The sequence below is a fragment of the Pasteurellaceae bacterium RH1A genome (genome assembly GCA_012221805.1).
Classification (GTDB): domain Bacteria; phylum Pseudomonadota; class Gammaproteobacteria; order Enterobacterales; family Pasteurellaceae; genus RH1A.
The window spans coordinates 2225258-2250566 of sequence record CP015195.1; the positions used below are offsets into that span (position 1 = coordinate 2225258).

At 47.5% G+C, this 25309-nt stretch carries 28 protein-coding genes; 7 read left to right on the forward strand and 21 right to left on the reverse strand.

Annotated features, from left to right (window positions below):
* Positions 1 to 1127 precede the first annotated feature (1127 nt).
* Positions 1128 to 1475 (forward strand): hypothetical protein, encoded by a 348-nt coding sequence (locus A4G20_10520; GenBank protein QIW16730.1) that lies wholly within the window; start codon positions 1128 to 1130, stop codon positions 1473 to 1475.
* A 59-nt stretch (positions 1476 to 1534) separates the two neighbouring features.
* Here the strand turns inward: A4G20_10520 and A4G20_10525 are convergent, their stop codons facing one another.
* The 21 genes from A4G20_10525 to A4G20_10625 form a co-directional block, all read right to left on the reverse strand.
* Positions 1535 to 2263: a 3-oxoacyl-ACP reductase gene (locus tag A4G20_10525; protein ID QIW16731.1), complete on the reverse strand. Its 729-nt coding sequence runs from the start codon at positions 2261 to 2263 to the stop codon at positions 1535 to 1537.
* A gap of 140 nt (positions 2264 to 2403) precedes the next feature.
* Positions 2404 to 2673 (reverse strand): hypothetical protein, encoded by a 270-nt coding sequence (locus A4G20_10530; GenBank protein QIW16732.1) that lies wholly within the window; start codon positions 2671 to 2673, stop codon positions 2404 to 2406.
* A gap of 53 nt (positions 2674 to 2726) precedes the next feature.
* Positions 2727 to 3179 carry a dehydratase gene (locus A4G20_10535; protein QIW16733.1) on the reverse strand — a complete coding sequence of 151 codons (453 nt, stop codon included), beginning with the start codon at positions 3177 to 3179 and terminating at the stop codon, positions 2727 to 2729.
* Positions 3172 to 4395, reverse strand: a complete 1224-nt coding sequence (locus tag A4G20_10540; protein QIW16734.1) for a beta-ketoacyl-[acyl-carrier-protein] synthase II — start codon at positions 4393 to 4395, stop codon at positions 3172 to 3174. The genes A4G20_10535 and A4G20_10540 overlap by 8 nt, the downstream gene beginning before the upstream one ends.
* An 8-nt stretch (positions 4396 to 4403) precedes the next feature.
* Complete coding sequence (locus tag A4G20_10545) at positions 4404 to 4880, reverse strand: hypothetical protein (GenBank protein ID QIW16735.1); 477 nt, start codon at positions 4878 to 4880, stop codon at positions 4404 to 4406.
* A gap of 1 nt (position 4881) precedes the next feature.
* Positions 4882 to 6117 carry an FAD-dependent oxidoreductase gene (locus A4G20_10550; protein QIW16736.1) on the reverse strand — a complete coding sequence of 412 codons (1236 nt, stop codon included), beginning with the start codon at positions 6115 to 6117 and terminating at the stop codon, positions 4882 to 4884.
* Between the two features lie 30 nt (positions 6118 to 6147).
* Positions 6148 to 8406 (reverse strand): hypothetical protein, encoded by a 2259-nt coding sequence (locus tag A4G20_10555; protein ID QIW16737.1) that lies wholly within the window; start codon positions 8404 to 8406, stop codon positions 6148 to 6150.
* A gap of 6 nt (positions 8407 to 8412) precedes the next feature.
* Positions 8413 to 9000 (reverse strand): hypothetical protein, encoded by a 588-nt coding sequence (locus A4G20_10560; GenBank protein QIW16738.1) that lies wholly within the window; start codon positions 8998 to 9000, stop codon positions 8413 to 8415.
* A complete protein-coding gene (locus A4G20_10565) occupies positions 9001 to 10929 on the reverse strand; it encodes a hypothetical protein (GenBank protein ID QIW16739.1) in 1929 nt (642 codons plus the stop codon).
* Positions 10926 to 11384: a thioesterase gene (locus tag A4G20_10570; GenBank protein ID QIW16740.1), complete on the reverse strand. Its 459-nt coding sequence runs from the start codon at positions 11382 to 11384 to the stop codon at positions 10926 to 10928. The genes A4G20_10565 and A4G20_10570 overlap by 4 nt, the downstream gene beginning before the upstream one ends.
* Before the next feature lie 34 nt (positions 11385 to 11418).
* Positions 11419 to 11844, reverse strand: coding sequence for an excinuclease ABC subunit A (locus tag A4G20_10575; GenBank protein ID QIW16741.1), 426 nt, complete (start codon positions 11842 to 11844; stop codon positions 11419 to 11421).
* Between the two features lie 30 nt (positions 11845 to 11874).
* Positions 11875 to 12804 carry a glycosyl transferase family 2 gene (locus A4G20_10580; protein QIW16742.1) on the reverse strand — a complete coding sequence of 310 codons (930 nt, stop codon included), beginning with the start codon at positions 12802 to 12804 and terminating at the stop codon, positions 11875 to 11877.
* A complete protein-coding gene (locus A4G20_10585) occupies positions 12801 to 13523 on the reverse strand; it encodes a glycosyl transferase (GenBank protein ID QIW16743.1) in 723 nt (240 codons plus the stop codon). Before A4G20_10585 ends, A4G20_10580 begins: the two co-directional genes overlap by 4 nt.
* Positions 13516 to 14817 (reverse strand): AMP-binding protein, encoded by a 1302-nt coding sequence (locus A4G20_10590; protein QIW16744.1) that lies wholly within the window; start codon positions 14815 to 14817, stop codon positions 13516 to 13518. The genes A4G20_10585 and A4G20_10590 overlap by 8 nt, the downstream gene beginning before the upstream one ends.
* A complete protein-coding gene (locus tag A4G20_10595) occupies positions 14814 to 15368 on the reverse strand; it encodes a hypothetical protein (protein ID QIW16745.1) in 555 nt (184 codons plus the stop codon). The genes A4G20_10590 and A4G20_10595 overlap by 4 nt, the downstream gene beginning before the upstream one ends.
* 219 nt (positions 15369 to 15587) lie before the next feature.
* Positions 15588 to 17249: an AMP-binding protein gene (locus tag A4G20_10600; GenBank protein ID QIW16746.1), complete on the reverse strand. Its 1662-nt coding sequence runs from the start codon at positions 17247 to 17249 to the stop codon at positions 15588 to 15590.
* A gap of 5 nt (positions 17250 to 17254) precedes the next feature.
* Complete coding sequence (locus tag A4G20_10605; GenBank protein QIW16747.1) at positions 17255 to 17509, reverse strand: acyl carrier protein; 255 nt, start codon at positions 17507 to 17509, stop codon at positions 17255 to 17257.
* Positions 17509 to 17772, reverse strand: coding sequence for an acyl carrier protein (locus A4G20_10610; GenBank protein QIW16748.1), 264 nt, complete (start codon positions 17770 to 17772; stop codon positions 17509 to 17511). Before A4G20_10610 ends, A4G20_10605 begins: the two co-directional genes overlap by 1 nt.
* Position 17773: 1 nt before the next feature.
* Entirely contained in the window at positions 17774 to 18538 is a 765-nt protein-coding gene (locus tag A4G20_10615) for an acyl-phosphate glycerol 3-phosphate acyltransferase (GenBank protein QIW16900.1), read from the reverse strand.
* Positions 18523 to 19266: a hypothetical protein gene (locus A4G20_10620; GenBank protein QIW16749.1), complete on the reverse strand. Its 744-nt coding sequence runs from the start codon at positions 19264 to 19266 to the stop codon at positions 18523 to 18525. The genes A4G20_10615 and A4G20_10620 overlap by 16 nt, the downstream gene beginning before the upstream one ends.
* 1 nt (position 19267) lies before the next feature.
* Positions 19268 to 19711, reverse strand: a complete 444-nt coding sequence (locus A4G20_10625) for a hypothetical protein (GenBank protein ID QIW16750.1) — start codon at positions 19709 to 19711, stop codon at positions 19268 to 19270.
* A gap of 163 nt (positions 19712 to 19874) precedes the next feature.
* On the opposite strand from A4G20_10625, the gene A4G20_10630 reads away from it, so the two are divergent.
* From A4G20_10630 to A4G20_10655, 6 genes are read left to right on the forward strand one after another with little or no spacing between them, the layout of a single operon-like run.
* On the forward strand, positions 19875 to 20786 hold the full coding sequence (locus A4G20_10630; protein ID QIW16751.1) for a dialkylresorcinol condensing enzyme: 912 nt from the start codon (positions 19875 to 19877) through the stop codon (positions 20784 to 20786).
* A 2-nt stretch (positions 20787 to 20788) separates the two neighbouring features.
* Entirely contained in the window at positions 20789 to 21961 is a 1173-nt protein-coding gene (locus A4G20_10635; GenBank protein QIW16752.1) for a hypothetical protein, read from the forward strand.
* The gene (locus tag A4G20_10640) at positions 21951 to 22331 is read left to right on the forward strand and encodes a hypothetical protein (GenBank protein ID QIW16753.1); all 381 of its coding nucleotides are present in this window, start codon (positions 21951 to 21953) and stop codon (positions 22329 to 22331) included. Before A4G20_10635 ends, A4G20_10640 begins: the two co-directional genes overlap by 11 nt.
* Positions 22331 to 23320 (forward strand): peptidase, encoded by a 990-nt coding sequence (locus A4G20_10645; GenBank protein ID QIW16754.1) that lies wholly within the window; start codon positions 22331 to 22333, stop codon positions 23318 to 23320. The genes A4G20_10640 and A4G20_10645 overlap by 1 nt, the downstream gene beginning before the upstream one ends.
* 1 nt (position 23321) lies before the next feature.
* On the forward strand, positions 23322 to 24047 hold the full coding sequence (locus A4G20_10650) for an ABC transporter ATP-binding protein (protein QIW16755.1): 726 nt from the start codon (positions 23322 to 23324) through the stop codon (positions 24045 to 24047).
* Positions 24047 to 25291, forward strand: coding sequence for an ABC transporter (locus tag A4G20_10655; protein ID QIW16901.1), 1245 nt, complete (start codon positions 24047 to 24049; stop codon positions 25289 to 25291). Before A4G20_10650 ends, A4G20_10655 begins: the two co-directional genes overlap by 1 nt.
* Positions 25292 to 25309 lie beyond the last annotated feature (18 nt).

Below are 25309 nucleotides of genomic sequence, written 5' to 3' on the forward strand. Positions count from 1 at the left end.
TCGTTAGTGGAGCTTGTACCGCCGATCACCGTAACAGTGGAGTTGTAATTGGTTTTTCCATCCTGTGATACACCACCAATTGCGACATACCCTTGGACTTCTGTTGAAGCTAGTGTACCTATCGTACCTACGGTAATTGTTGTTAGCGCAGCTTGCATAGCCATAAGGGCTTTAGAAGCCTTTTTTACCTTAGATACTGTTGAAGCAGTTTTACCTTTACTACGGGCAAGTTCTGACACAACAACAAGAGAGTTTGTCGCTGTATTCCAAACTACCTTATAAATATGGTTCATTTAATACTCCTATAAGTATTACTTAAAATTACACACCTATCTTCATGAGATAGTTAAAAAAACTTAACCATCTATCAAATTACCTATGTAGATAGGTGTATTTTTAAGAAACAATTGAGCTGATTTTTAACATATGTCATTATTATTTAGATAGACTTATCCAATCCAAATAAAATATATAAATCAGTGTAAATAAAAGAAGCTCACTGAACTGTTTGTAGCAGGTATAACTGCTAGAACAAGGTTAGAGCTCGTAAAAGTAAACAGCCACAAAGCCCCTATACTCCAAGAGAGAATAGGGACTTAATTGATGTTTACACGGGCGGTTACAAGAGCAATGATATGTGAAGTGTAAGAAACTAAGGCAGGTTTGTATTACTTTAGAAAGTGAAATCAAAAACCCAAAATCCATTATTTTTTATAAGTGATTAAAATAACAATGATTTTTATTATTAACACTTATGTTGCTATAACCATAAGACGGTATTTCATTTCAATAATTACATCTAATACAATGAGATTATTCATGCCTAAACAAGATTTTCTTAAAAACTTAATTTGACTGAATGCTATTCAAATATCTAATTACACTAATAGGTAGATAATTGATTCCAGATAGTGTGTTATAGAGACATATGATTCATGTTTATAGGGGCTGCAACTCACCATAAACAGATCAGCCAATGAAGGTTTATCATTAGCAAAAGTAACGATTGCTATCTTAACCTCATTCCAAAACAAGATCAACCTTTAAGGTTGTTGTTCAACTTTTTAAGCCCTGTTTTTAAGTGCTACTTTTTTGTCTACTAAGCAAAACGGAATAATGAGGAGAAAATGAACTTAGATAAGCAACAATTTGCCAAACAAGTGGGAAATACGATTGCTAGATACCGCCAGCAAGCAGGGTTTACCCAAGAGCAAATTGCTGAAAAATTAGAAATTGGGAATGAAGCCATATCAAGAATTGAACGAGGGGTCGCTATGCCATCACTGGTCCGATTACTGGAATTTGCTGAAATTTTTAACTGTCGGGTAGTTGATTTACTTTCACCCAACAGTGAACGCTTGCAAGATAAGACTGATTACTTGAATAGCTTATTGGCAACAGTCAATGAACAAGAAAGGCAACTGATCGCTGCAATGGTTGAAAAGTTGATTGAGTATTTTAGGTCTCACAAGTGATTTATATAGAGACGGGAGCTATCCCCGTCTCTTTTTTTATTCTTTATAGGCAGGATTAACTAGCACAAGCCCCCATTCACCGCAATCACCTGCCGGGTAATATAGCCCGCCTTTTCATCCATCAGAAAATCTACCGCATGCGCCACTTCTTCTGGGCTGCCCATTCTTCCTGCTGGGATCATTTTGAGGATCTCATCAATCGGCACATTTTCGTCCAAAATATCGGTATCAATCAACCCCGGTGCCACACAATTGACGGTAATCTTGCGTTTAGCCAGCTCCACTGCCAAGGCCTTGGCAGCCCCAATCAAGCCTGCCTTAGAGGCACTGTAATTGACTTGCCCACGGTTGCCAATTAAACCCGAAACCGAGGTAATACAGACAATCCGCCCTGCCTTACGGCGGCGGATCATAGGCATCATAATAGGGTGAAGCACATTGTAAAAGCCATCTAGGTTAGTGCGTAAAACCCTGTCCCAGTCCTCCTCGCTCAAGGCGGGGAAGGCATTATCCCGGGTCAGGCCTGCATTCAGCACCACTCCATAATAGGCCCCGTGGGCTTCCACATCTGCACTTAGTTTTTCGGCTACTTCCGCCCGATTGGCAACATCAAACTGCAAGACCCTTGCAGATTTTCCCAAATCTCGCACCGCTTGTGCCACGGCCTCTGCTTCTTCTACACGGCTGCGGCAATGCACCACAATATCAAAGCCCGATTGGGCCAAACGCAGGGCAATCGCCTTGCCAATACCACGGCTGGAGCCGGTGATTAAAATAGTGTTGTTCATTATTTTATCTCCACCCCATACAAGTCGTATGGGGTTATTTAGCTGAGCTAGGCTTGTAGCTCAAAATTAGAAACTTTGCCTAAGAGAGCTACAAAAGAGCTCTGTTGGAATAACTGTAATTCATCGCTCACAGCTTAAGACTAACAACATTTTAAAAGATTGATAATAAAATCTTTCTTTTGATAATGTTTTATTTTTATGTTTTGTCGAGTTATTAAATACTCATAATTCAAATAAGCACCGTTTATATAATATAAATCTTTTCTTATTTTAATAAGATTTTTCATATGGCTTAAACTATTAAAAAACAGTTCAAAATCATTTTTTATTTTCTGATTATCTCTTTTAGCTAAAAAAAGGGCTATTAAATAAGGCGATAGGAAGATAATTAATAAAATAAACTCTATCATTGTAAGCTCTCTTATTTAGGGTCTATCTCCACCTCATACGTCTCGTAAAGGTACTAGGTATTATTTGCCTGCGGCCTAAACACATTAAGCGCCCCCTCAATTAGGACCTGCCCCGTTTCTAAATCCCTCATCTGGCAGTCAAAGACCCCAAAACCGGTGGCATCTTCAATCGAAAGCTTAATCTGGATTTCAAGCGGTTGGCCGATGGGGATTTCTGCACAATGCAGTTGTAATTTACGGGAGCCTAACCAGTAGCCCAGTTCAATGGGCTTGCCTGCCTGCACACACTTACAGCCAGCCCAAGCCGCCACCCCTTGTGCCATAATTTCTGCCCCTACGAAACTGGCCAGTTTGCCGTGTTTAATCAGCAGGTTATCTGAGCGGACAGTGGTTTGGGCGGTGAGGAAATCATCGCCAAAGGCGGTAATTGCATCTAAAAAGACCATCTCGCCACTATGGGGAAGTAAGGGCGAAATATGAGTAATAGGGCAGGTTAAATCAAGCATCGACTTCTCCTAAAATCAAAACGGTATTGTTGCCGCCAAAAGCGAAGGATGAACTAGCAGCAATCCGTTTACCTGCCTGCCATTGGCTTTGCTTATCGGTAATTTGGATAGGGGCTAGGTTTTGGTCTGCCTCGCCATCCCATAATTGGGCTGGCAGTTTTCCTTGGGGGTTAATTTGCCGATTAATCACACCCCATAAAATAGCCGCTTCAATGGCCCCAGCAGCACCTAATGTGTGCCCTGTGTAGGGTTTGGTGGTGGTGCAAGGGGTTGTTTTCCCGAAAATATTTGCAACGGCCAGGCTTTCCATTTGATCGTTATGAATGGTGCCCGTGCCGTGCAGGTTAATCCAGCCAATTTGCTCAGGCGACAATTTGGCAGAGTTTAGGGCATTGCTAAAGGCAGACATTGCGCCCTCGCCTTCAGGGTGGGGAGAGGACATATGATAGGCATCACTGCTGGCACCGTAGCCCAAGAGGGCGATAGCACTCTCGGCGAAGTTTTCACGGCTTAAGACAAAAACTGCCGCCCCCTCGCCAATATTGATGCCCTTGCGGTTTTTGGAAAGCGGATTGGTACGCTCATCAGACATCACCGATAAAGAGCCAAAGCCACTGACGGTAAGAGGGGAAAGGCTATCCACTCCGCCGCAAATGACCGCATCACACAAGCCCGCTTTCAGCAAACGGGCAGCACTCATCAAGGCTTTGGCGCCTGAGGTGCAGGCGGTGGAAATGCCATAGGTCAAGCCCCGTAGGCCGTATTGGTGGGCGATAAAATCTGCTGGGGCAGAAAAGTATTGTTGGGCCTGATTAAAGGCCTTTCTGCCCCAATCATTTTCATAGGCCCCGCTCTTAAAGACAGGAATATTTTCGTCCCCTCCTGTGGTGGAAGATCCCATCACTACGGCAATTCGCTCCCGACCAAAACGCTGAATAGCCTGTTCGATAATCGGTTCAATTTGTGCCAATGAATGCCACAAGAGCTGGTTGTTACGGCTGTGATATTGTTCCGGCAAATCCGCTGGAAAGGCTCGTAACTCTCCCTTAAACTCGCCAAAAAAGCCTGCCTTGCCCTGCAAATCGTGCATAGCAAAAACTTGATTGGATTGGCTCAAGGGCGATGTTTGGGCACGGATGAGGTGCTGAATATGCTGTTCAATACCCTCTCCTAGGCTACTAACAAGGGCTGGTTGGGATAAATATAGTTGGGTCATTTGCTTCTCTATTCCAATTCCTCAATTTTCCACACACTTCCGTCTGCTAATTCAATTTCAAGTGTTGGCAAGCTGCGGTCAATTTTCCACACTTTTTTGTGATGAATATAAAAAACCTGACCGCTTGCAGTGCGTTCGATCTGGCTAAAATCAAACAAGTTAGTGTCTTTGTTTAAGCCTGTAGCAAGGGCGGCAAAAAGCTGCCTAGCCTGAGCATTGGGCATAATAAAGCCATCATTCTGCCAGCCCTGTTTGCTTAACAGCACCCGGGCTAGCGGGGCACCGAGTGGGTCGGTTTGCACCCAACGCCATTGGTTGGGTTCAAATTGCACTGTCAAAAGGCTGACTTGTTTAACTTGCTTGTTTTCGATTTCTTCCACCTTAAATAAGCGGCTTTCAACCTCTTGTGCAGGCAGATCCTTGACCGCTGGCAGGCTGGTGCAAGCGGTTAAAAATAAACAAAATATTGCAAAAAGTTTTTTCATTTTAGTCCTGTGTCGCCGTGCCACAAATCTCTGCTAAGGCTTTCAAGCGTGCGTCCGATTTTACCACAAAAGGATTTTTCTCATCCCAAGCATAGCCTGCCAAAATGGAAGAGAGCATTTGGCGGATTTCAGGTTGTGGGTTGCGAGCATAGATCACATCTTGGAAAGAACAATCATACCAGCCGTTCACATAGGTGCGGAAGGCATTGACCCCAACCATCAAGGGTTGGGCAAATTCTGCCTGCCAATCCACCGCCTCGCCCTTGAGTTGGCGAGGAATAAGGCGTGAGGCCAGGCGAGCAGAATGTAAGGCAATGGTCACGCCCGATGAAAAGACAGGGTCAAGAAATTCTGCTGCATTGCCCAGTAAAGCAAAATGCTTACCGTGCAGGCTTTTCACGTTGGCAGAATAGCCCTGAATATTGCGGTAAGGGAACTCATTTTCCCAGTTGGCATTGGCTAAAATACGCTTGAGCATTGGGCATTCAAGGGCAAATTTCTTCAGCACGGTTTCATTGTCGCCCTCAAGGGTGTCAGGCAGGCCAACCACGCCGATAGAACAACGATTATCAGCAAACGGAATTAGCCAGAGCCACACATCACGGTGCACTGGGTGGGTGGTGATAAGGATTTTGTTGCGGTCGAAATCAGGATCGCTGATGTTGTCATCAATGTGGGTAAAACGTGCCACACGAGCCGGCAGGTGGGATGGGGTCTCCAAATCCAATAAACGAGGCAGAACACGGCCATAACCACTGGCATCCAGCACAAATTTAGCGGTCAGTTCATAGTTCTCACCGGCTTCGGTGCGAACCTGTAGCTTAGCCAGATCGCCCGAATTATCAAGGGCTAAGACTTCGTGCCCAAAGCGGACTTCGACTCCTTTTTTAGCGGTTTCATCAATTAAGATTTTATCAAAAATCCCACGGCGAACCTGATAGGTTGTGCCAGGGCCTGGGGTGAATTTGTCGGTAAAATCAAAGTAGGTATAGCGATTTCCCCAGGTAAAGGCCGCCCCGTTTTTATGCTGGAAGCTCGGCTCTGCGTGCACGGCATCCACCAGATCCGCTTCCGCTAAAATATCCATGCAATAAGGCAACAAACTTTCACCAATCACAAAGCGAGGGAAATGTTGCTTTTCCAAGACACAAACCTTCAAGCCTTGTTTGTGCAAGAGGGAAGCAGAAACTGAACCCGATGGGCCAGCTCCGATAATCACTACGTCAAATTGTGGCATACGTATTCTCCAATCTTAAAATTAAAATAATTATCGCAAAAATCTAAAACTAATCAACACACTCAAAACCACCCCACAACTCACACTCAAACCAAAACTGGCCACGGCAGGCGTAGAGCTTAAGCCCAGCAAAAGGAAGGAAATCAGGGTGGTGGCAGCGGCTAAAGTTACCGCCGTGCGTTTGGCATAAAGCGGTTCTTGGGCGGTTTGCAGATAGGCGGTGTAGTCAATGCCGATGGCCGAAACCAAGAGCAGGCCGAACATGGTAAACAAACTAATAGGCAGCCCCAGCCAGCCGAAAAGGGCGACTGTCATGACAATCGCTGAAAGCGGTATGGATATCATCGTTGCAGTGCGTTTTAGTCCAAAGTAACGCCAAAGGAGCAGGCCTGCCAAGAGAAAGGACGCTAGTTTTAGCCAAGCAGCCTGATCTCGTGTGGATTGAAAGGCGTGGTTGAGGTGGGCACGTTTGTCCTGCCAGAAAATATCTTGATTATTTGCAAAATTTGGCAAGGTTTCGACCGCTTGCGTGCCTGAAATTTTGATAATGGATGCCTTTCTGCCCTCAAACTCCCCCAAATAAAGGCTTTTCCAGGCCTGCCCCAGCTCCGTATTAAGCACCCTTTCTAGGGCAAGCGGTGGGGTTTGGGTGAGATTTTGCAAATCTTGCTCGATTGCTTCCAAGGGTAAACCAATTTCCCCTAAAATGGCATAATCCTCTGGCTGTACTTTGCTGTTTAGTGCGGTAGCAAAATTCACTTGTTCTGCTTCTGGCATGATCCATTGGCTGAGGGATTGGAAGGCGATTCCCTCTTGTGCTAAACGCTGGCTAAGCGCCTTGTCTTTGGTGAGTAAGGCTTCATCGTTTTCAGCGGTCAGTAAAAAGTAGCGAGAGCCGAGATCGATACCTGTCAGTTGACCGATCTGCTGGGCTTCTTTAAGTAGGTTTTCAGGCATTGCCACCCAGTCGCGAATATCGTCCTGCCATTTGGATTGGTAGAGGCCGCCAGCGATAAAAAGTACCAGCAGGAAGTAGGGTGCGTGTGAACGCACCTTGTATTTGGGTAAGGTAAATTTTATGGGTTTAAATAGTGCGTTTACACGCACCCTACAAAGTTTGGGCAAAAACAAAAGCGTTGCCCCCATCGCCACCAGCAATGCCACGGCTGAAAAGAGGGCGGTTTGTTGGAGCACGGGCAGGCTGGTAAAGCCTAATAGTCCATAGCCTAAAAGCGTGACCAAAAGGCTAATCAGAAAGGTAAAACGCAGTTTTCGCATCGCTTCTCTGCCGTCCCAATCTGCCTTAAAGAGTGAGCCTGTCAGCCAATGGAGAGGGAAGTCAATCAGCACCCCAATCAGGCTTGTGCCAATCACCAAGGTTAAAATATGGATCTGCCCCATTAGGGCGACCGTTGCCACAATGCCTGCCAGCATACCTGCCCCAATGGGCAAAAAGAGCCAAAGCACACGCAAAGAACGAAAGACTGTCAAGAGCAGCAGAAGGGTGAGGCTAATGCCCAAAATGCTCATTAGAGTGCTTTCTTTTTCCGCCTGAGCCTTGGCCTGGGCGGCGAAGAGGGCGGATCCAGTGGCAAGAAAATCAACTTGAAAAGCGGTCAGTTTTTGGCGATTTTTGGCAAGCAGATCCGACAAACCTTCAGAGGGGTTGATCAAATCCGCCTGACCCAAAATGCCACGCAGCACAACCCAAGTCTTACCTTGGTTTTCGATAAAGAGCATACCGCTATTCATATCCCACTGCACCTGGCTTTGCAGCTGCGATTGAGGCAGCACAAAGCGCCCCAAGCCCAGCCAGTCTTGTTCTAATGGAAGCAGATTGGCCTGTTCAAAAGGGTTAATGATCTGTTGGGCGTAGGTTTGGAAATAGGCTGTCGGATCGCTTAAGAGCTGATCACGCACCGTTTGCGGCAAGGTGGCTAGGCGTAGAGCCTTGATTTCCGCCCGCAAGCGGTCTAAATCGGGCTGGATTTTGCCAAAAACCTGCTCAAACAGACCGCTTGTTTGCCAGTCTTGGGCGGTTTGGGCGGCAAGTTCAAAGGAGGTTTCACGGTTTGGGTGACCGACAAGAGCGATAAGTTGGCTATTTAAGGCTTCTTCTTGGCGGCGATCTGCTTCTAACTGTACTGCTTGCCAGCTCTGATCTTCTGGCAAAAGGGCGCGTAAATCCGTCTGCAACCAACCACCCTGTTTTACTTGCAGCCCAAAAACTCCGATTAGGATCAGGAGAAATAGGACATAAAACCAAGTAAGGGCGGTGGATTTTTGCATTATTTTTTACTCTACCAATGCCGAACGAACAAACTCACTCAAAGCCTGATTTTGCTTAAGCTGGCTAAAGTCAATCTGGGTGCGATCGCCCTGTTTTTCGTAAAGCACAATGGATTTCACCAGCTTATCGCCCGACAGCTCAATCTTGTCGAAAATCTGCTTCATCAAGAGGGAGTTGGGTGTAAGTAAGAGTTGCCAATTGGATTTATCCCCCGACAAGCTCAAATCAAACTGAGATTTCAGCCCCGACACATTGCCCGACAAAAGCCCTAAAAAGAGCCTCACCTGCTCCGCCTGTCCCAGCTTGCCATTGGCAACCCAGTTTGTGCCATTCCACTGCATAATCCCGTCTGACCGCACCCGCAACTGGTTGGCAAAGGGTTTTTCCATCTGCCAGAGTAAGCCTTTTTGTGCCAGCAAGGTGAATTTACCTTGGGTGGTGATGGGCTTGGTCAGGGATTTCAAAAACCGCTGTTGGGTAAAATCCCCCTGTACATTTTGCGGTTGCTGCAAAAGTGCAACCAGCTCGCTTTCGGAGAAGGCAAGGGAAAGGGGACTGAGGAAAAGGGTGATAAGTAAAATGAGTTTTTTCATTTATTTGCTGCTCATATAGGCCTGTTTAGGGTGGTTTTTCGTGGCAGGATAAGCCAATTTAAGCTGACCACTGATAACCAAAGGATTGAGATAGTTTTTTCTCAAAGTATCTGGTTTGCGTTTTAAGAGTTGAGCTAAGTCATTTAAGGAAACATAACCCTCACGACAAATCTCCAAAATGACAAGGATAATGTCAGCCTTTGCCATCCGGTTATTATCCGCTACAGGTTGTGCAAGCCTTTGTAATTTTTTCCAAAGGAGATCGGATTCTTGCTCAAGCTCATTTTGAGCACTGTCTGGATTTAGCTCCGGATTGTCCGAACTTAGCTCCGGATTGTCCGGACTTAGCTCCGGATACTTAGGTGCGGTAATAAACTGCTCAGCTAAAAAACGCCCTGTTGCATTATCAGGCATTGGCACTTCAATATCAGGGCGATGATAAACCTTGCTTTTATGCTCACCACTTGAGGCAATCATTTCAAACCGTTCTAATTTTGCTAAGGCAAGCGTGATCTCTCTTGAGTGAGCGGTGGTTTGTAAACAAATCTGCTGGTGGGTTAGGTAGTGCATGGAGTAAAGCGCAATTAAAATAGTTCGCTCCAGCTCAGAAAGTGCGGTAAATCTCTGGGCATATTTTTGCTTAAGTAAGGCGATAATGTCGTGAGAAAAGAGCGCAACCATTTTGAGTTCCAAAATAGTTTGTTCATAGGGCTCCTGCACCTCACGCAAAAGTGGGGTTTGCCAATGTTGGCTCTTCCAACCACTGAGAATATGTGGAATGCCTGAGCCGGCTTGATCACCAAATTTAATATAGCGAAACATTTGTGCCAATAGGCGATTACGGCAGTCGGGTTCACCGCCTTGCAAGGCAATTTCGAGCGGAATACGCATGAGGCCCGGATTACGAAAGCCATACATATCAGGGCGTTTTACCACTAAAACCGAGGCTCTGCCAGTATAATCGGCATGAATGATCACGTTGGCAAGCGCCTCTCGTAAGGCGATATGCACCGGTGTATCTTCTTGGCGGCTACCTTTTTCCACTCGGAAGGGGACTTTTAGGTCATCAACCAGTTTACGGTACACTTTTTGGGCAAAATCATATAAATTACCCGACCAGCTGCCATCTAGGGTTAAGCGATCCACCCAGCGCTGTTCACTATTGCTTTCAGGGCGTTCCTGATAATCTAGCATGTAGTAGGGGAATTTTTCTTGAATGGCAGTATGTTCACCAAACATCAATAAACCGGCCACCGTTAAGCCTTGTTCACCTGTTTCACGATCTAAGCGATAAGCCCCAATTTTTTGTAAAAAGGCTTGGTTGTCTAGCTCATTCGATGGGTTAGCAGGGTTTAGGTTATTATATTGTTGGCGGTAGGCTTTAAGGGTATCTAAATTAAGATCACCTAGGCCATAATGCTTTAAAATATGATTATCTCGTGTATCTTCAATCTGCTCTGCCAACATCCGTTTAAGTTGTTCATCTGATAACCGATGGTCAGATTCATGTACACGATGATAGGCAAATTTAGGGTTATTATTTAAATAGACTGGACGCTCTTGGCGTTTAGCTCGGCGGATATAGATGCAAAGCATGGTTTTGCCATCTAGGGTAAATTCACGCACATCTTGATTGCCCAAAAGATTGCAACTCACCTTATCTGAATTGGCGATATTAAACAGAGAATGTTTGACCTGCTCAATATTTTCAATCCCAACTGGAACAAAGCGATTTTTTTTCTCTTGCATACCTAAAATAATGTAACCGCCCTGCGTGTTGGCAAAGGCACTGTAGGTTTCCCACAAATCCTTGGGAACTGCGCCCTTACCATCTTGTCCGCTGGCTAATTTACATTCTACTTCAGAAGACTCTTTAATGAGGGCTAAATCTTCCAAACTAATCTGCTCAAGATCTAAAAATAAGTTCATACTTTTTCTGCTTCCAAGGGAACAAACCCCTCAAACCCTTCCACCGCCTCCCGCCAAGATTGAGGCGTTTGCAACTGCATTTCACGGCTGGCGATTTCCACCGCCACTTGGGTGGTGGATCCTGTGGTGAGTTTGGTACCACTTGCCAGATCGGTAATGACATAATCGATCCGAATGCAGCTTTCATACTCTACCAAGGCCAGGCTGACCCGGATTTTCTGGCGAAAAAGGGCCGGTTTAACATATTTAAGGTTGAGCTGGACAATGGGCCAGCCGTAGCCCTTTTCTCGCATCACATCGTAGGTGTAATGAATGTCTTCCAAAAAGGCGCAGCGCGCCATTTCGAGATATTTAACATAGTGGCCGTGCCACATAATATCCATGGAATCCACGTCAAAAAAGGGGATTTCATAGTCGGAATGGTGGCGGCAGTAAACGTGTTTTTTTATTCGCATAATCAAAATAAAGGGCCTTGCTAGGCCCTAGGTCTTATTTAACAATATCGCCTTTAAGTGCAACGCCTGCAATCAGGTTGCCTGCGTGGCATTCATATTTGCTGGTGCTGGTGTAGGTGTTCTTTTTGTAGTAGCTAACTAAGTTACCCACCTTCTTGGCCCCCATTGAAGCAGCACGGTCTTGGAAGGATTTCACCGCAGAAAGGAAGGCCCAGTGGCAAGCCTGTTCATCGGTTTTGTTGGCTGCATTGGTTTTTTTATTGCTGACTACACCTGCCTTGAGGGTTTTGCCTGGAGCGGCCTTGCCGAAATACATCTTGATATTTGGATTAAGCACTTCCTTGGCCTGTGGTGAGTTTAAGGCATCTTGAATGGAGTAGTACTGGGTGGTATCACGAGGGGCACAAGCGGCAATGGCGATGGCACTCAGAGCAAGTAGGGTTGTTTTGACAAGTTTCATTGGTTTCTCCTCTTTGACTTAATGAAAGGGTTATTTGGCCTCTTCTGACCAAAAATCATAAAAATTAAACCACAAAAGCGGGTTTTCTGCACACTCTTTTTCAAGCAGATGGGCATAATTTTGCATAGCAAGGCGGATGTTTTCAGCCCTCGCTTTGCCTCGGCTGCTAATGGCTGGGGAAAAGCGGCGGAGTTTGAGGCGGTAACCCCCTTGCTCTTTTAGGCAGAACACGGTGTTAATGGGGGCCTTAAGGAGGCTGGCCAAGAGCCAGGCTCCCTCGGGAAAATGTGCAGGTTTTCCTAAAAAATCGACCGCTTGTGTCTTATCGCCCCGCACGGGAATGCGGTCGGCGGCGATGGCGATCCACTCACCTCGCTCAATTCGCTCACTTAATTCCAGCATTTTGGCAGCATCCAAATCCGTCACCTGAATAAGGGGCAAGTCATCAGCTCCAGCCTTGACCAGGGCCTGATTAAAGGCCTGGGCGTGCTTGTTATGCACCAGCACATTGAGGCGGAAATTGGGGTGATGGCCACTGCCGACCAAGGCTCGGCAGACCTCAATATTGCCAAAGTGGGAGCAGACCAAGATCTGGCCCCGGCCACCTGGGGTATCCATATCGGCATAGAGATTATCCGCATCATCAACCGTCAGATCCTGATAGCGGATCTTACGCTGCCAGACGGCAAAGCGGTCGGTAATGCTTTCTCCAAAAGCCAGAAATTGGCGGAAAACCGCCGCTTGTGGCAGGGCGGTTTGGGGATAGGTGCTTTTTAAGCGTGTTTGGTAATCTTTGATATGGCGGCGAGCCTTGTTTGATGTTGCGTAAAAATAGCAAACCACCAAAAAGGTCACTGCCCTTATGGCCCAAAGGGGCAGGTATTGCACGATCAAGCGGGTTAAATTAAGGAAAAATTTGCTGCCCCGCTCCTGCTGTTTGGCCCAGTGTTGCGATGTCATAGCTTCTTCCCTGTTAAAACTCGCCCCACCATGCCCCAAAAGAGGCGGGTGTGCATTTTGCTGATCAGCCAATTATCCGCCCAGCCCCGAAAATGGGAAATGCCATTTTCAGCATAGCGAATCGGCGTATCCACCCATTCCAGCGGAATCTGTTGCCAATGGGCCTTGATGATAATTTCAATATCAAAATCCATCCCATTGCCAATATGCTGGGCTTCAATAAGGGGAATGGTGCTGGCCAAAGGATAGAGCCGAAAACCGCACATGCCGTCCTTAATGTCGAATGAATGGGTGTGAATGGCGTTCCAAAAGTCGGTAATTTTGCGTCCATAAAGGCGAGCTTTTGGTGCGTCTTGGCCATAAACAGGGTTGCCACAAATAAGGGCGGTCGGGTTTTGCTGGCTTTTTTCTCGCATTTTAAGGCTGTCAGCAAGCTGATGTTGGCCATCGGCATCCACCTGCAAGGCGTGGCTAAAACCCTGCTCATAGGCTAAGCAAAAACCAACTTTCATTGCCGCCCCCTTGCCGCCATTTTGAGGGCAGTAGTGGATTTGCAAATTTTCTACCTTTTCTAACCGCTTGAGGGCTTGAATATGCTCTGCACTTGAGCCATCGTCAATAATCAAGACCGGCCAGCCCAGCTCCAGCAAGGTTTGGGCCACTTGGCCGACTGTGGCGGAATGGTTGTAGTGGGGGATAAGGGCGATGGCCTTATACATTGATTTCCCCCTGTTCCTGTTTAAAAACGGCCTCAAAATCCAAACGGCTGAGTTTGGATTGGCTGTTGCGTGGCAGTTGGTGGGTAAAACGCCAAAAACGAGGCAGCCCCGAATGTTCTTGGCTGGTGATGAGGAATTGGCGAAGTTGGTTTATGACCGCATTTCGCCCTTGAGTTTGATAAACTGTCAAACCTTCTGTATGTAGGGCAACCCAAGCCGCAGGACGGGCGTGTTCAGGGTGTTGGGCGATATAGCAATCACTCACCCAAGGGTGTTTGAGTAAATCTTGTTCGATTTTGACTAGCGAAATCCGCTTGTCTCCAAATTTGACAATGCGGTCAATCCGCCCTAAAAGATGAAATTGATTGCCGACAAATTCCACTGCATCCGCCGTTTGCTCAATTTGATCTAACCAAGCCGACTGCACCCGCAAAGCCCCTTGCTCATTTTGGCTAAGTTGGGTAAGGGGTGTGGGTGTCCAAAATCCATCATCGGCACGAAAAGCAATGGCCCCCGTTTCAGTGCTGCCATAGCATTCAATCACTGGGATTTTCAGGGCAGCACGCAGGGCGTTGGCGGTATCCACGGGCAAAGCACCGCCTGAAGAAATCATTCCCTCAAAACAGCATTGCTGGAGTTTGGCTTCTTTTAGGTTAAGATGGGTCAGCAAGGCGGGGCTGCTGATCCAGACTGCTTTGGCGGCGGACAAGGTTTCCGCTATTAAATGTTCAGGATAGGGCAACTGCTTGCGAGCAATGCTCCAGCCCATGGTCAGGGGCAGAAAAATGCGGTAGGACAATCCATAGTGATGTTGGGCAGACACGCTAGAAACCAAGTGAATATGGTTGCCCGCCTCAAAAGGTAAGGACTGGCGAATGGCCTCCGATTCCAGCCACATACTCTTGGCGGTTTTAACCAAAATTTTCGGCTCACCACTGGAACCTGAGGTTTTGAGCCAGATTTCGGTGTCATTATTTTGCTCAACAAGCGGTGGGATTTGACAGATTTCTTGCAAAAGACCATAGCTTTCAAATCGCTTGTCATCAAAGAGAAAATCGGCATTTTGGGCGATCCAATCTTGGTTTTCAGCCAGTAAATTGGGTGGCAATAAAACCCTTACCTTGGCTTGAAAACAGGCCAGCAAGGTGCAGGCAAAATAAGCCGCATCCTCAAACCAAAAGGCGACCGATTTAACGCCATCTTGCTGTAATTGGCTGGCAATTTGTGCCGAACGTGCCAAAAAATCGCTTAAGTGCCAATCGGGATTGCGTGCAATAAGGGGTTCTTTTTTCATTCTGTTTGACTGTGTTGCTGTTTAACCCTTTGGCGAACCAACCATTCGCCAGCCATTAAAAGTGCCATCAAAAAATAGGAAATCAGGCCAGTAAAAATGGCCCAAGCCTCGTAAAATTGCCAAAAGATCAAGAGGCTGGCGGTTGCTATGTTAAAGATAAAAAATCCGCACCAAATTTGCGTGACCTTACGAGTATAACGCACGCCTGCCTCCGATAAATCAGGCGTTTGTAGCCGTGCCAAGCGTTCTACTACGGTTTGCGAACGCCATAAACTGCCACCAAAAATCGCCAGCAAGAAGCCGTTGATAATGACCGGATACCAGTACATACTGTCCACCGAGCGAGTTAAGCCAATGAAGAACAACAAGGCGGCTAGCACAAATGCAAAAAACCGCTGTTTTGGCTCCGCTTGTAGCAGCCCCTTAACCGCCCAAAGAATTGCCATTGCATAGGGCAGGTAAAAGAGGCTGGTCTTATCCTCCACCCAGAGCCAAATGAGGGGGTAGGCAAGGCTTGTTAGGGTGAGTAAGAGGTTAGTGAGGAATGTCATTATCTACCCTCCTCTCGATCCAATTCCCCTCTTTAGCAAAGAGGGGTTAGGGGAGATTTGGCAGAAGTAATAACAACAAGAGAGATGTATTGCCCAAAAGAAAACTCCCTTTATTTCTTCGTGTATCATTATTCCCTTTCTCCGTTTTCTCGTCTGCCAAATCTCCCCCAGCCCCTCTTTGCTAAAGAGGGGGGCTGAACCTCACGTCTTATATGCTCATCATTCTTCAATAACTATACCAACCCCACTACAACAAGCCTCGCCCTCCACCTTCATTTGGAAGGTCAATTTGCCCTTGCTTTCGTCCCATTTAAGGCTAAGTTCAAACTCATCATTAGGGCGGACGAATTTTTGGAATTTGAGTTTGTCCAGGCGCGCGAAATCCAATTCCTTGCCCAGCCATTGGTTGGCCTTATCCGCAATCCACTGCAATTCAATCACGCCCGGCACCAGTGGGAAGCTGGCAAAGTGATCTTTAAGGTAAACCAAGTCCAGTGGCACCTTGCCGACAGCGGTTAGTTGGTCGCCCTGATTTTCTTCCCTCAGCCAAAGAGGATCCTTCACCTGTTCCAAGCAAATGCGGTTAAATTCCAGCTTGTTGATTTTAGATTGGCTGTTGCGAGGCAGTTTGTCGGTGAAGCGCCAAAAACGAGGGATAGCAGATTTTTCTTGGTGCTCTGCCAGTGGTACTTTTAGAGCCTCAATCAAGGCACGGCGGCCTTTTTCTCGCAGGAAGTTGATGCCCTCTTGATTTAAGCCAACCCAAGCCGCTAAACGGGGTTGTTCGGGGTGTTGGGCGATATAGCAATCATCCACAAAGGCCTGTTGGTTGAGCTGGTTCTCAATGGCAGTAAGGGAGGTGCGTTTGTCGCCGATTTTGACAATCCGATCCGCCCGCCCTAGGAGGGTGAAGCCTGTGCCGGCAAATTCCACCACATCGGCAGTTTGCTCACGACCAGATAGCCAGACTGCCTCAATCCACAGTGTGCCATTGTCATCCGAACCCAGTTGGCTCTTTGGCAGGGTTTGCCAGAGATGAACATCGTCCCGAATGGCAATAGGGCCGGTTTCAGTGCTGCCGTAGATTTCAATCACAGGGGCTTGCAAGCAGTCTCGCATTTGTTGGGAAACCGCCTCAGGCAGGGCCCCACCCGATGAAATTACACCTTTCATTGCCTGTGGCAGGCGGGTGTTCTGCCAGTCAATCCGAGTTAGCATTGCTGGGCTGCTGATGACCACCGCACCTTGTGCCTTGCCGACTTCCGCTAGCATAGATTCAGGGAAGAACTGCTGCTTACGCCCAATCTGCCAGCCCTTGACCAGCGACATCATAATATGCACGGTCAGACCGTAAATATGCTGAATACTGACGGTGCTAATGGCCGTGATCTGGTTTTCTGCTGGAAAAGGCAGGGCTTGAGCCAAGGCTTCCGCACCCAGCCACATCTGCTGGGCGGTTTTGACGATGGTTTTTGCCTCGCCCGTACTGCCCGAGGTTTTAAGCCAGAGTTCGGTCTGGTTGGCATAATCCACAAGCGGGGGCAAATGGGCGATTTTTTGCAAATCGATAGCTTCGCCCAGGCTGTCAAACTGGATGGTATTGGGCTGGTCAAAGTCGCTATCTGTCACCCAAATTTGGGCGTGTTGCTTGACCCATTCGACACTTTCAGGCGTGGCATTAGGCGGAAAGAGCACCTTAACCCCAGCCTGCCAAGCGCCTAACAGGAGGCAGGCCAGTTTTGCCCCGTCTTCCAGCCAAACGGCCAGGGCTTGCACGCCATCTGCTTGAAGTTGGGCAGAGATTTTCAAGGCCTTTTGCTCGAAGTCGGCATAGGTCCAGCTTGGGAATTGGGCGATCAGGCTGTCAGCTTGGTAGTTCATCGGTGTTATTCTTGTGGAGTTTGGCTAATTTTTAAGACCGCTTGCACCACGTCATCCACCGTGCGAACGTTGCGGAAGTCCTCGGCTTGTAGCTTATGGCCGGTTTGGCGTTTGATGTAGTCGATCAGGTCGATGGCATCAATGCTGTCGATTTCCAAATCTTCATAGAGATTGGTTTCAGGCGTGATTTTAGCCGGATCAATTTCAAACAGGCTTTCCAGTGCCTGAGTGAGCAGGTCTTTAATTTCTTGTTCAGTCATTAGATGTCACCCTTTTGGCTACGGATAAAGTTGGCAAGCGTGGTCACACTTTCAAAGTGATCACGCAGTTGGGTTTGTTCGCTATCCAGCTGTAAACCAAAGGTTTTTTGCACGGCTAAACCGAGTTCTAAGGCATCAACTGAGTCTAAGCCCAAACCCTCATCGCCAAAAAGCGGCGCATCGCTGTCAATATCGTCCACGCTGATGTCTTCAAGGGCAAGACTGTCGATAATAAGTTGTTTAAGTTGAAGTTCTAGTGCCATATTATTGTCCTTGTGTTTGTGAGTTAAAGTAATCTTCCAAATAGTGGGTCAAACGGCGAGAGGCAATGGGCAGGGGCTTTTCTGCCAGCCAGGTTTGCGGATCGATGTCCTCACCCACGGTGATTTCATAACGAATCCGCTTGCTGGGCAGTTGGTACCAAGGCTGCCCTTTTTTGAAGTTAAGCGGCTGCATTTTGACCGTAATGGGCGTAATCACAGTCGCACTGCGAAGCCCAATCGAGACCGCTCCACGGTTAAGTTTTATCACACCGTCCCAACCCGTGCGAGTGCCTTCAGGAAAGAGCAAGAGGGCCTGTTCTTTCAAAACCTCATCGCACTGCTCCAGCAGTTCCAGCGATTCCGTATTAGGCAGGAAACCGCAGGCCAGAATTTGGTTACGCATAGTGGGGTTATTCAGCAAATCTTGCTTCACAATGCAGTTAAAATCCGGCTGTTTGCCGATAATCAAAACCACATCTAAGAGCGAGGGGTGATTGGCCAGCACCAACTGCCCCTTTCTGCCCAGCTTGTCAAAGCCCTTGTATTCCACCTCCAGCACGCCAGCCCAAACCAGATAGCGAGTAAATATCGCCCAAATTTTCCCCACCAAACGGCGGATTTTGAGCTGGGTTTCCAGGGAATTGGTGCGGTGGTTTTTGGCGTAAGGATAAAGATAAAGCTGAAAGAGCAGGCCAGCCACACCCCAAAAGGCGAAGCCGAGCGCAGTCGCCACAAAACGGCGAGCATAGTCTAGTTTTTCTGCCAGTGCCATACCCCACCTCGTGAGCTTTTGGTTTGCCATTCTTGCTGGTCTAAATATTGCTGTTGTACCCAATAAAGGGCGTTGTCTTTAGCAAGCGGTTGATTTTGGTCTGAATGTTGCAAACGCAAAAAATATTGACTGCCCTTTTCCACCACCATCGCTAAAGCATAGGCAAAGGGCTGACGATAGACAGGTTGGGCATTGTATTTCTCATCCAGCGGATCTTCTGCCACCACAACCAACACCTTATCCGCCCCATCATTAAGCAATAGATAGGCTTCCAAGAGAGCGGTTTCCAAATTATCCTGAAGCGCCGTAATGGCGGTGGTTTCCGCCTTAACCTGACGGGCTTCTGACCACTGGCCAACCAAGGCATTATGCACCGACAAGCTAAAGGAGGTCGGCGACAAATCTCCCTCGGTTAAGAGCGAGTGCCAAAGGGCAAAGTTGCGATTAATTTCGCTATTGCAGGAGGCATAAACCACAGGGAAATTAGCCTCTTCACCGCATAAGTCCCAAGCAGCTTCAAAGAAAAGCCGAGCCGAAGGGCTAAGCCTACGGCGTTTAAGCGGCGGCATAAAGGCCAATTTGGGGGCAAAGTCCTCCAACTGCTGAGCCACCGCCTGCCAATGGGTTTCTCCCGCCTGCCAATCTTGGGGCGAGAGCTGCTTGCTGGTAACAATATGCCAACCCTTGAGGGAGAATGAAAAGGCGCAGATTGGGTTGGTCATCTTAGTAATTTTGGAAAAGTTGGCCAACTATTTTATCAATTTGGCCCTGCAAGCCGATTTGTTGTGCGATTTCTTTTTCATCGCCCCGGTATTTGTAGCCAACATCGCCTAGGGTTGTTTTGGTTTGATCAGCAGCCACTTCAATTAAGCGAACCCGGCCATTCACAATTAATTCTCTCTTGCCCTTAAAGCTATAGGCGAGATAGTGCTTACAATGAGCTGGCAGTTGGCCTGTAAAGGCCTCAGCCTGAATATTCTTTTTGGCCAGGCTATTATTAAAAAATTGAACCAATTCTTTAGAGGTAAAATTTAAGCCGGTTTTCTTCTCTTGAATACAAATTTTGCTTAAATTCTTGCCTTGTTCAACAGGTTCACTTTTGGTAATGCCACCAGCACAGCCTGCCAACACAAGGGAAGCTAAAATAGGAAGAACTAATTTTTTCATCTTAAATCTCCAGGTAAGACCAACTAAAATAAGGCTAAGTTTACACTAATTTAATCTTTTAGCAAGCCAAGCCCCATAAGCAATTGGGGCTAAAAAAGGGCGATTTGACAAGCCCCCAAGAGAGCTTTTAGAATGCAGTATTTATTACCCTTTGTTTACAAAAATGACGAAAAAGATCCTGCTGATTTCCTATTCCCAAACCGGCCAACTGACCCAGCTAGCCGACAACTTCATCCAGCCCCTAAAAGAGGTAGGTCTTGACGTGGAAGAATATGTGGTCAAGCCCCTGGATCCCTACCGCTTTCCTTGGAAATTTGAGACTTTTTTCAACACCTTTCCTGAAACGGTGCATTTGCAGCCTAAACCCATCGAAAAGCCGGTTTTTCAGCGTGAAAAATACGATCTGATCATCATCGCCTACAGCGTTTGGTTCCTCTCGCCCGCCCAACCCATTACTGCCTTTATGCAGACAGCAGAGGCCAAAAAGATCTTGCAAGACACGCCAGTTATTACCCTAATTGGCTGTCGCAATATGTGGCTCCAAGCCCAGGAAAAAATGAAGAAATTGATTGCAGATGGTGGCGGCAAGCTGGTGGGCAATGTGGTGAAAGTGGATCAGTCTAACGCTTGGGCCAGTTTTATCACCACACCGGCCTGGATGTTTACCGGCAATAAACAGCACTTTGCCAGCCTGCCAAGTGCCGGAATTAGTGAGGCAGAATTGGCTGATATGCAACGTTTCGGCCAGGCACTCTTGCAAAAAATTCAGCAAAATCAACCGCTTGATCAGCCTCTTTTTCAAGGAATGGGAGCGGTTAAGATTGATGAAAAGCTGATGATGAGCGAAAAGGTTGGCCACCGCAGTTTTTATCTGTGGGGGAAATTACTGATCAAATGCGGTCAAATCTCACCGCACCTACGCCGTTTTATGCTCTATTTTTATATTGTCTTTTTGGTCTGCTTGATCCTCACCGTAGTGCCGATTTCGGCGGTGCTTAAGCATTTATTAAGACCGCTCTTAAAGAAAAAATTAGCCCAGCAAAAAGAATATTACGCCCAACCCAGCGGTGAATAATAATGGAAAATAACGCAATGCTCTCTGATGTTTATATCAACCGAATTTCTGCCTTTTTACCCAATGCGCCAGTCGAAAATGACCAAATGGAGCAGGTGTTGGGGATGGTGGGTGATGTGCCTTCCCGTGTACGCAAGATGATCTTGCGTTCCAATGCCATTAAAACCCGCCATTACGCCATCGATCCAACCACCCGCCAAGCCACCCATACCAGCACCGAGCTGGCGGTGGAGGCCATCAAGGGCTTATTCGAGCAGGGCTTGTCGCCAGATGAGGTTTCTTGCCTGGCCTGTGGGACGTCTTATCCCGATCAAATTCTGCCTGGCCAAGGGGTAATGGTGCACGGGCTCATTCCCAACGCACCGCCCTATGAAGTGCTAACCACCGCAGGCGTTTGTGTGGCAGGAATGGCAGCGATGAAACACGCTTACAATGCCATTCGCACCGGCGAGCATAAAAGTGCTATTGCCGTGGCTTCTGAAGCCGCCTCTGCCATTATGCGGAGCGAAAATTTCCAATCCGAAATCAACCAAAAGCAGCTAGAAAATGCCAAGCCCGATATTGGTTTTGAGAAAGATTTTTTACGTTGGATGCTTTCAGACGGTGCAGGCGCAGTACAACTCAGCAACCAGCCCAATCCGCAGGGGGTGAGCTTTAAGATCCACTGGATTGATCTGATTTCCTACGCCAATGAAATGCCGGTGTGTATGTATGCTGGGGCGGAAATCGAAGATGGCAAGTTTGTTAGCTGGAAGCAGGTCAGCCCCGAAGAGCGAGACCAAAAGAGCCTGATGGCCATCAAGCAGGATGTGAAGCTGCTTAACGAAAATATCGTCCGCTGCACGGTGGAAAATGCCCTACTTCGCCTGATTCCCAAATATAACCTGAAGGCAGAGGAGATCGACTATTTCCTCCCCCACTATTCTTCGGGCTTCTTCCGTGACCGCCTGCTGGAGGGCTTACGCAAGGTCGATTTTGAAATTCCGCAAGAAAAATGGTTCACCAATTTAGAGAGCAAGGGCAACACAGGATCAGCTTCTATTTATATTATTTTGCAAGAATTTGCCCAAATCTATCCGCTTGAAGCTGGCCAAAAGGTGCTTTGTTATATCCCCGAGAGCGGTCGATTTTCCTCTTGTTTTATGTTGTTGGAAGTGGTGAAAAATGGAAATTAAGGACATCCCCCAAGACAACAGCAAGATCTTCCAAGGCCAACGCAAGGTCATTTATGCCACTCGAGACGGCAAATTCGAGGCAGGCAAAACCACTGGCTGGGCAGATGAGGAATTTGCCACCCAACAAGCGGTGGAAGATCTGAATGAACTGACAGCCCAAGCCCTCCAAGCCGTGAAAAGGGGGGAGAAGTCAGTGCTCTATTATTTGATGTACAAGTACCGCTTTGACGAAACCAGTCTCGCCCAGGCGACAAGCTTGTGGAAGTGGCAGGTGAAGCGGCATTTTAGGCCGGAGGTGTTTGCTAAATTGAATGAAAAGACCCTTGCAAAATATGAAGCTGCCTTTAATTGCCCTTTGGAGGTGGCGTAATGCAAAACTTCCCCCACCAACACACTGCCCACTGCGAAAGTGGCGTGATGTCCACCCTACTTAAATCCCACGGGCTGGACTTTAATGAGGCCCTAGTTTTCGGGCTGGCTTCTGCCCTCACCTTTGTCTATATTCCCCTGGTCAAGGTCAGCGGTATGCCTTTGATTTCCTACCGAATGCCGCCTCGTGCCATTATTAAATCCCTGACCAAGCAGCTGGGCATTGGGCTAAAAATGCAGAAATTCCGCTCCCCACAGGCAGGATCTCAAGCCCTTGATCAGGCACTTGCTGAGGGCAAGCTGGTAGGCTTGCAGACCTCGGTCTTTTGGCTGCCCTACTTTCCTCCTGAAATGCGTTTTCACTTTAACGCCCACAATCTTTTGGTTTATGGCCGGGAGAATGAAGAATATCTCATCAGCGATCCTGTTTTTGAAGAGGTGCAACGTTGCAAGGCAGAGGATCTAGAACGAGCCCGTTTTGCCAAGGGGGCCCTGGCTGCTAAGGGCTTGATGTATTATTTTGAAAACCAGCCCAAGTTAGATGCCCTTGATTTGCCCAAACTGGTGCGAAAGGCCATTCGCAAACAGGCCAAACAGATGTTAGCACCGCTCTTTTTTGTGGGTGTGAAAGGCATCCGCACTATCGCCAAGCAGATCGAAAAATTAGGCAAGAGCAAGCAATCAGACAAGTACAAAAAGCTCTACTTGGGCCACATCGTCCGAATGCAGGAAGAAATCGGCACAGGCGGGGCTGGCTTTCGCTACCTCTATGCCTATTTCCTAGAACAGGCCAGCCAAATCTGCCAAGACCCAGCCCTAAAAACCGCCTCAGAACATATGACCCAAATCGGCGACCAATGGCGACAATTTGCCAGCCTTTGTGTGAAACAGTGTCGAAAACCAAGTGCTGAGGGCTATCAGGAAGTGGCTACCTTTTTGAGGGGGATTGCAGAGCAGGAAGAAAAATTATGGCAGGGGTTGAAACAATAAAATGATCCAAATCCACCACCTCACCCACCGCTATCCCAACGCCGATAGCCTTGCCCTGCAAGACCTTAATCTCACCCTCAAACAGGGCGAAACTGTCGGCCTGCTAGGGCCTAACGGAGCAGGCAAAACCACCTTAATGTCCTTGATTTCGGGCTTGCAGGCGGTGCAAAGCGGTCAGGTTTTATTTGAAGGCCTGCCCTTTGAGCAACTCAGCAAAAAACAGCGTCATCAAATTTCCCTAGTGCCACAAGATTTCGCCTTTTATCCCCTGTTGAGCGTCTGGGAAAACCTGAAATTTTTTGCCTCCCTCTATGGCATTTCAGATAAATCATACCTTCAAGAACTGCTCAAAAAGGTGGATTTAACCGCCCACCAGCACAAACTGGCCAAACATCTTTCAGGCGGGCTTAAACGCCGGCTTAACTTTGCCATTGGGCTGATTAACCGCCCCAAGGTCATTTTTTTAGATGAAATCACGGTTGGGATCGACCCCGAATCCCGCCAGTTTATTTTGGAAAGTGTGGCAGAGCTAGGCAAACAGGGCGTAACCGTGATTTACACCTCTCATTACCTGCAAGAAATCGAACAGCTTTGCCAGCGTTTGGTACTGCTTCATCAAGGCAGGCTCATCTATGACGGCGATATTCCCACCATTCTTGCCCAAAACCAGCACCATTCTCTGGAGCGTTTTTACTTGGATTTTCTAAGCCAGGAGGCCAGAAAATGATGCTATTTGCCTCGATCTTAAAGGAAATGCGACTTTTAAGCCGAGATCTACACGGCGTGGCAGTGCTCTTTATTATGCCTATTCTCTTTATGCTGATTATGTCGGCAGCCTTGAGCGATAATAGCGATCTCAAGACAAGTTCTAAAATCGCCCTCTTAAGTGATTCTGAAAACGCCCTGAACCAGGCCTTGTTTAAGGCACTTCAAGGCGAAAATTTGAGTATAGAAGAGGGCAATCTCGCTGAGCTTAACCGCTTCCAAACCGCCCTACAAGCGGGGGAATTTGAGCTAATTATTGCAAATCCTAATTCAGGCAAGAAGGCATTGGATGAAGAGGACAGCCTGCAACTATGGATCAACCCTAGCGTGGATCGAGCCTGGCTCTTGGGCGTGAAAGGGATCTTGCAAAAGCACTACACCCAACAGCGTTTGGCGGTTTATTTGGAGGATAACCACATCCAGCTGGCCAATAATAAACGCAAGCAAATCAAACAGATAGAAAACCAGGTCAATAAAGATTTAGATAAGAAATTCGCCCAAATCAATGCGTATTTGGCCCAAGACTTGTGGGCTGAAACCTACCTCAACCGCCAGGGGCAGGAGGTGGCCAAGCCCAATTCTGTGCAGCATAGTGTGCCGGCCTGGTTGATTTTTGGAATGTTCTTTATCCTGATCCCGCTTTCCAACGTGATGGCAATGGAACGCCAAACTAACACCATCACCAGGCTCAGAATGGCCCGTGCTTCTGCTTTCAGTCTGATGTGTGGTAAGTTTATTCCCTATTTTCTGATTAACCAGTTGCAGTTTGTGGGGATGATTGCTCTGGGCTATTTTGTCCTGCCTCAATTGGATATGCCAGCCTTTGAACTGACGGGAGACTGGCTGCCCTATGCCCTCTTGTCGGTGGCGGTCAGCCTATCTGCCTTGGGCTATGGCCTGCTGATTAGCGTGATTGCCCGCACCACGGAACAAGCGGTGGTCTTGGGCGGTGGTGGTATTATCATTATGGCCGCCCTAGGTGGCATTATGGTGCCGACCTATGTAATGCCGGAAGTGATGCAAACCATCGCCCAATTTTCGCCTATGGGCTGGGCCTTGACCGGCTTCCAACAGCTTCTGCTTAACCAATACACGCTGGCCCAAATCCAAACTCCTTTATATTTATTGATGAGCTTTGGGCTGGTGAGTTTGGCCTTGGCAATGGGGATTTACCAGCACCAGTTAAAGACTCAGGTGCGGTTTTGATAAGAAGAATAGCATTGT

Coding starts and splice junctions, on each gene's coding strand:
- A4G20_10640 (QIW16753.1), top strand. CDS start 21,951: ATGGAAATTAAGGACATCCCCCAAGACAACAGCAAGATCTTCCAAGGC.
- A4G20_10580 (QIW16742.1), bottom strand. CDS start 12,804: ATGACATCGCAACACTGGGCCAAACAGCAGGAGCGGGGCAGCAAATTT.
- A4G20_10535 (QIW16733.1), bottom strand. CDS start 3,179: ATGCTTGATTTAACCTGCCCTATTACTCATATTTCGCCCTTACTTCCC.
- A4G20_10630 (QIW16751.1), top strand. CDS start 19,875: ATGACGAAAAAGATCCTGCTGATTTCCTATTCCCAAACCGGCCAACTG.
- A4G20_10550 (QIW16736.1), bottom strand. CDS start 6,117: ATGCCACAATTTGACGTAGTGATTATCGGAGCTGGCCCATCGGGTTCA.
- A4G20_10545 (QIW16735.1), bottom strand. CDS start 4,880: ATGAAAAAACTTTTTGCAATATTTTGTTTATTTTTAACCGCTTGCACC.
- A4G20_10565 (QIW16739.1), bottom strand. CDS start 10,929: ATGAACTTATTTTTAGATCTTGAGCAGATTAGTTTGGAAGATTTAGCC.
- A4G20_10575 (QIW16741.1), bottom strand. CDS start 11,844: ATGAAACTTGTCAAAACAACCCTACTTGCTCTGAGTGCCATCGCCATT.
- A4G20_10625 (QIW16750.1), bottom strand. CDS start 19,711: ATGAAAAAATTAGTTCTTCCTATTTTAGCTTCCCTTGTGTTGGCAGGC.
- A4G20_10620 (QIW16749.1), bottom strand. CDS start 19,266: ATGACCAACCCAATCTGCGCCTTTTCATTCTCCCTCAAGGGTTGGCAT.
- A4G20_10525 (QIW16731.1), bottom strand. CDS start 2,263: ATGAACAACACTATTTTAATCACCGGCTCCAGCCGTGGTATTGGCAAG.
- A4G20_10655 (QIW16901.1), top strand. CDS start 24,047: ATGCTATTTGCCTCGATCTTAAAGGAAATGCGACTTTTAAGCCGAGAT.
- A4G20_10645 (QIW16754.1), top strand. CDS start 22,331: ATGCAAAACTTCCCCCACCAACACACTGCCCACTGCGAAAGTGGCGTG.
- A4G20_10540 (QIW16734.1), bottom strand. CDS start 4,395: ATGACCCAACTATATTTATCCCAACCAGCCCTTGTTAGTAGCCTAGGA.
- A4G20_10530 (QIW16732.1), bottom strand. CDS start 2,673: ATGATAGAGTTTATTTTATTAATTATCTTCCTATCGCCTTATTTAATA.
- A4G20_10610 (QIW16748.1), bottom strand. CDS start 17,772: ATGGCACTAGAACTTCAACTTAAACAACTTATTATCGACAGTCTTGCC.
- A4G20_10600 (QIW16746.1), bottom strand. CDS start 17,249: ATGAACTACCAAGCTGACAGCCTGATCGCCCAATTCCCAAGCTGGACC.
- A4G20_10635 (QIW16752.1), top strand. CDS start 20,789: ATGGAAAATAACGCAATGCTCTCTGATGTTTATATCAACCGAATTTCT.
- A4G20_10650 (QIW16755.1), top strand. CDS start 23,322: ATGATCCAAATCCACCACCTCACCCACCGCTATCCCAACGCCGATAGC.
- A4G20_10560 (QIW16738.1), bottom strand. CDS start 9,000: ATGAAAAAACTCATTTTACTTATCACCCTTTTCCTCAGTCCCCTTTCC.
- A4G20_10585 (QIW16743.1), bottom strand. CDS start 13,523: ATGTATAAGGCCATCGCCCTTATCCCCCACTACAACCATTCCGCCACA.
- A4G20_10555 (QIW16737.1), bottom strand. CDS start 8,406: ATGCAAAAATCCACCGCCCTTACTTGGTTTTATGTCCTATTTCTCCTG.
- A4G20_10605 (QIW16747.1), bottom strand. CDS start 17,509: ATGACTGAACAAGAAATTAAAGACCTGCTCACTCAGGCACTGGAAAGC.
- A4G20_10590 (QIW16744.1), bottom strand. CDS start 14,817: ATGAAAAAAGAACCCCTTATTGCACGCAATCCCGATTGGCACTTAAGC.
- A4G20_10570 (QIW16740.1), bottom strand. CDS start 11,384: ATGCGAATAAAAAAACACGTTTACTGCCGCCACCATTCCGACTATGAA.
- A4G20_10595 (QIW16745.1), bottom strand. CDS start 15,368: ATGACATTCCTCACTAACCTCTTACTCACCCTAACAAGCCTTGCCTAC.
- A4G20_10520 (QIW16730.1), top strand. CDS start 1,128: ATGAACTTAGATAAGCAACAATTTGCCAAACAAGTGGGAAATACGATT.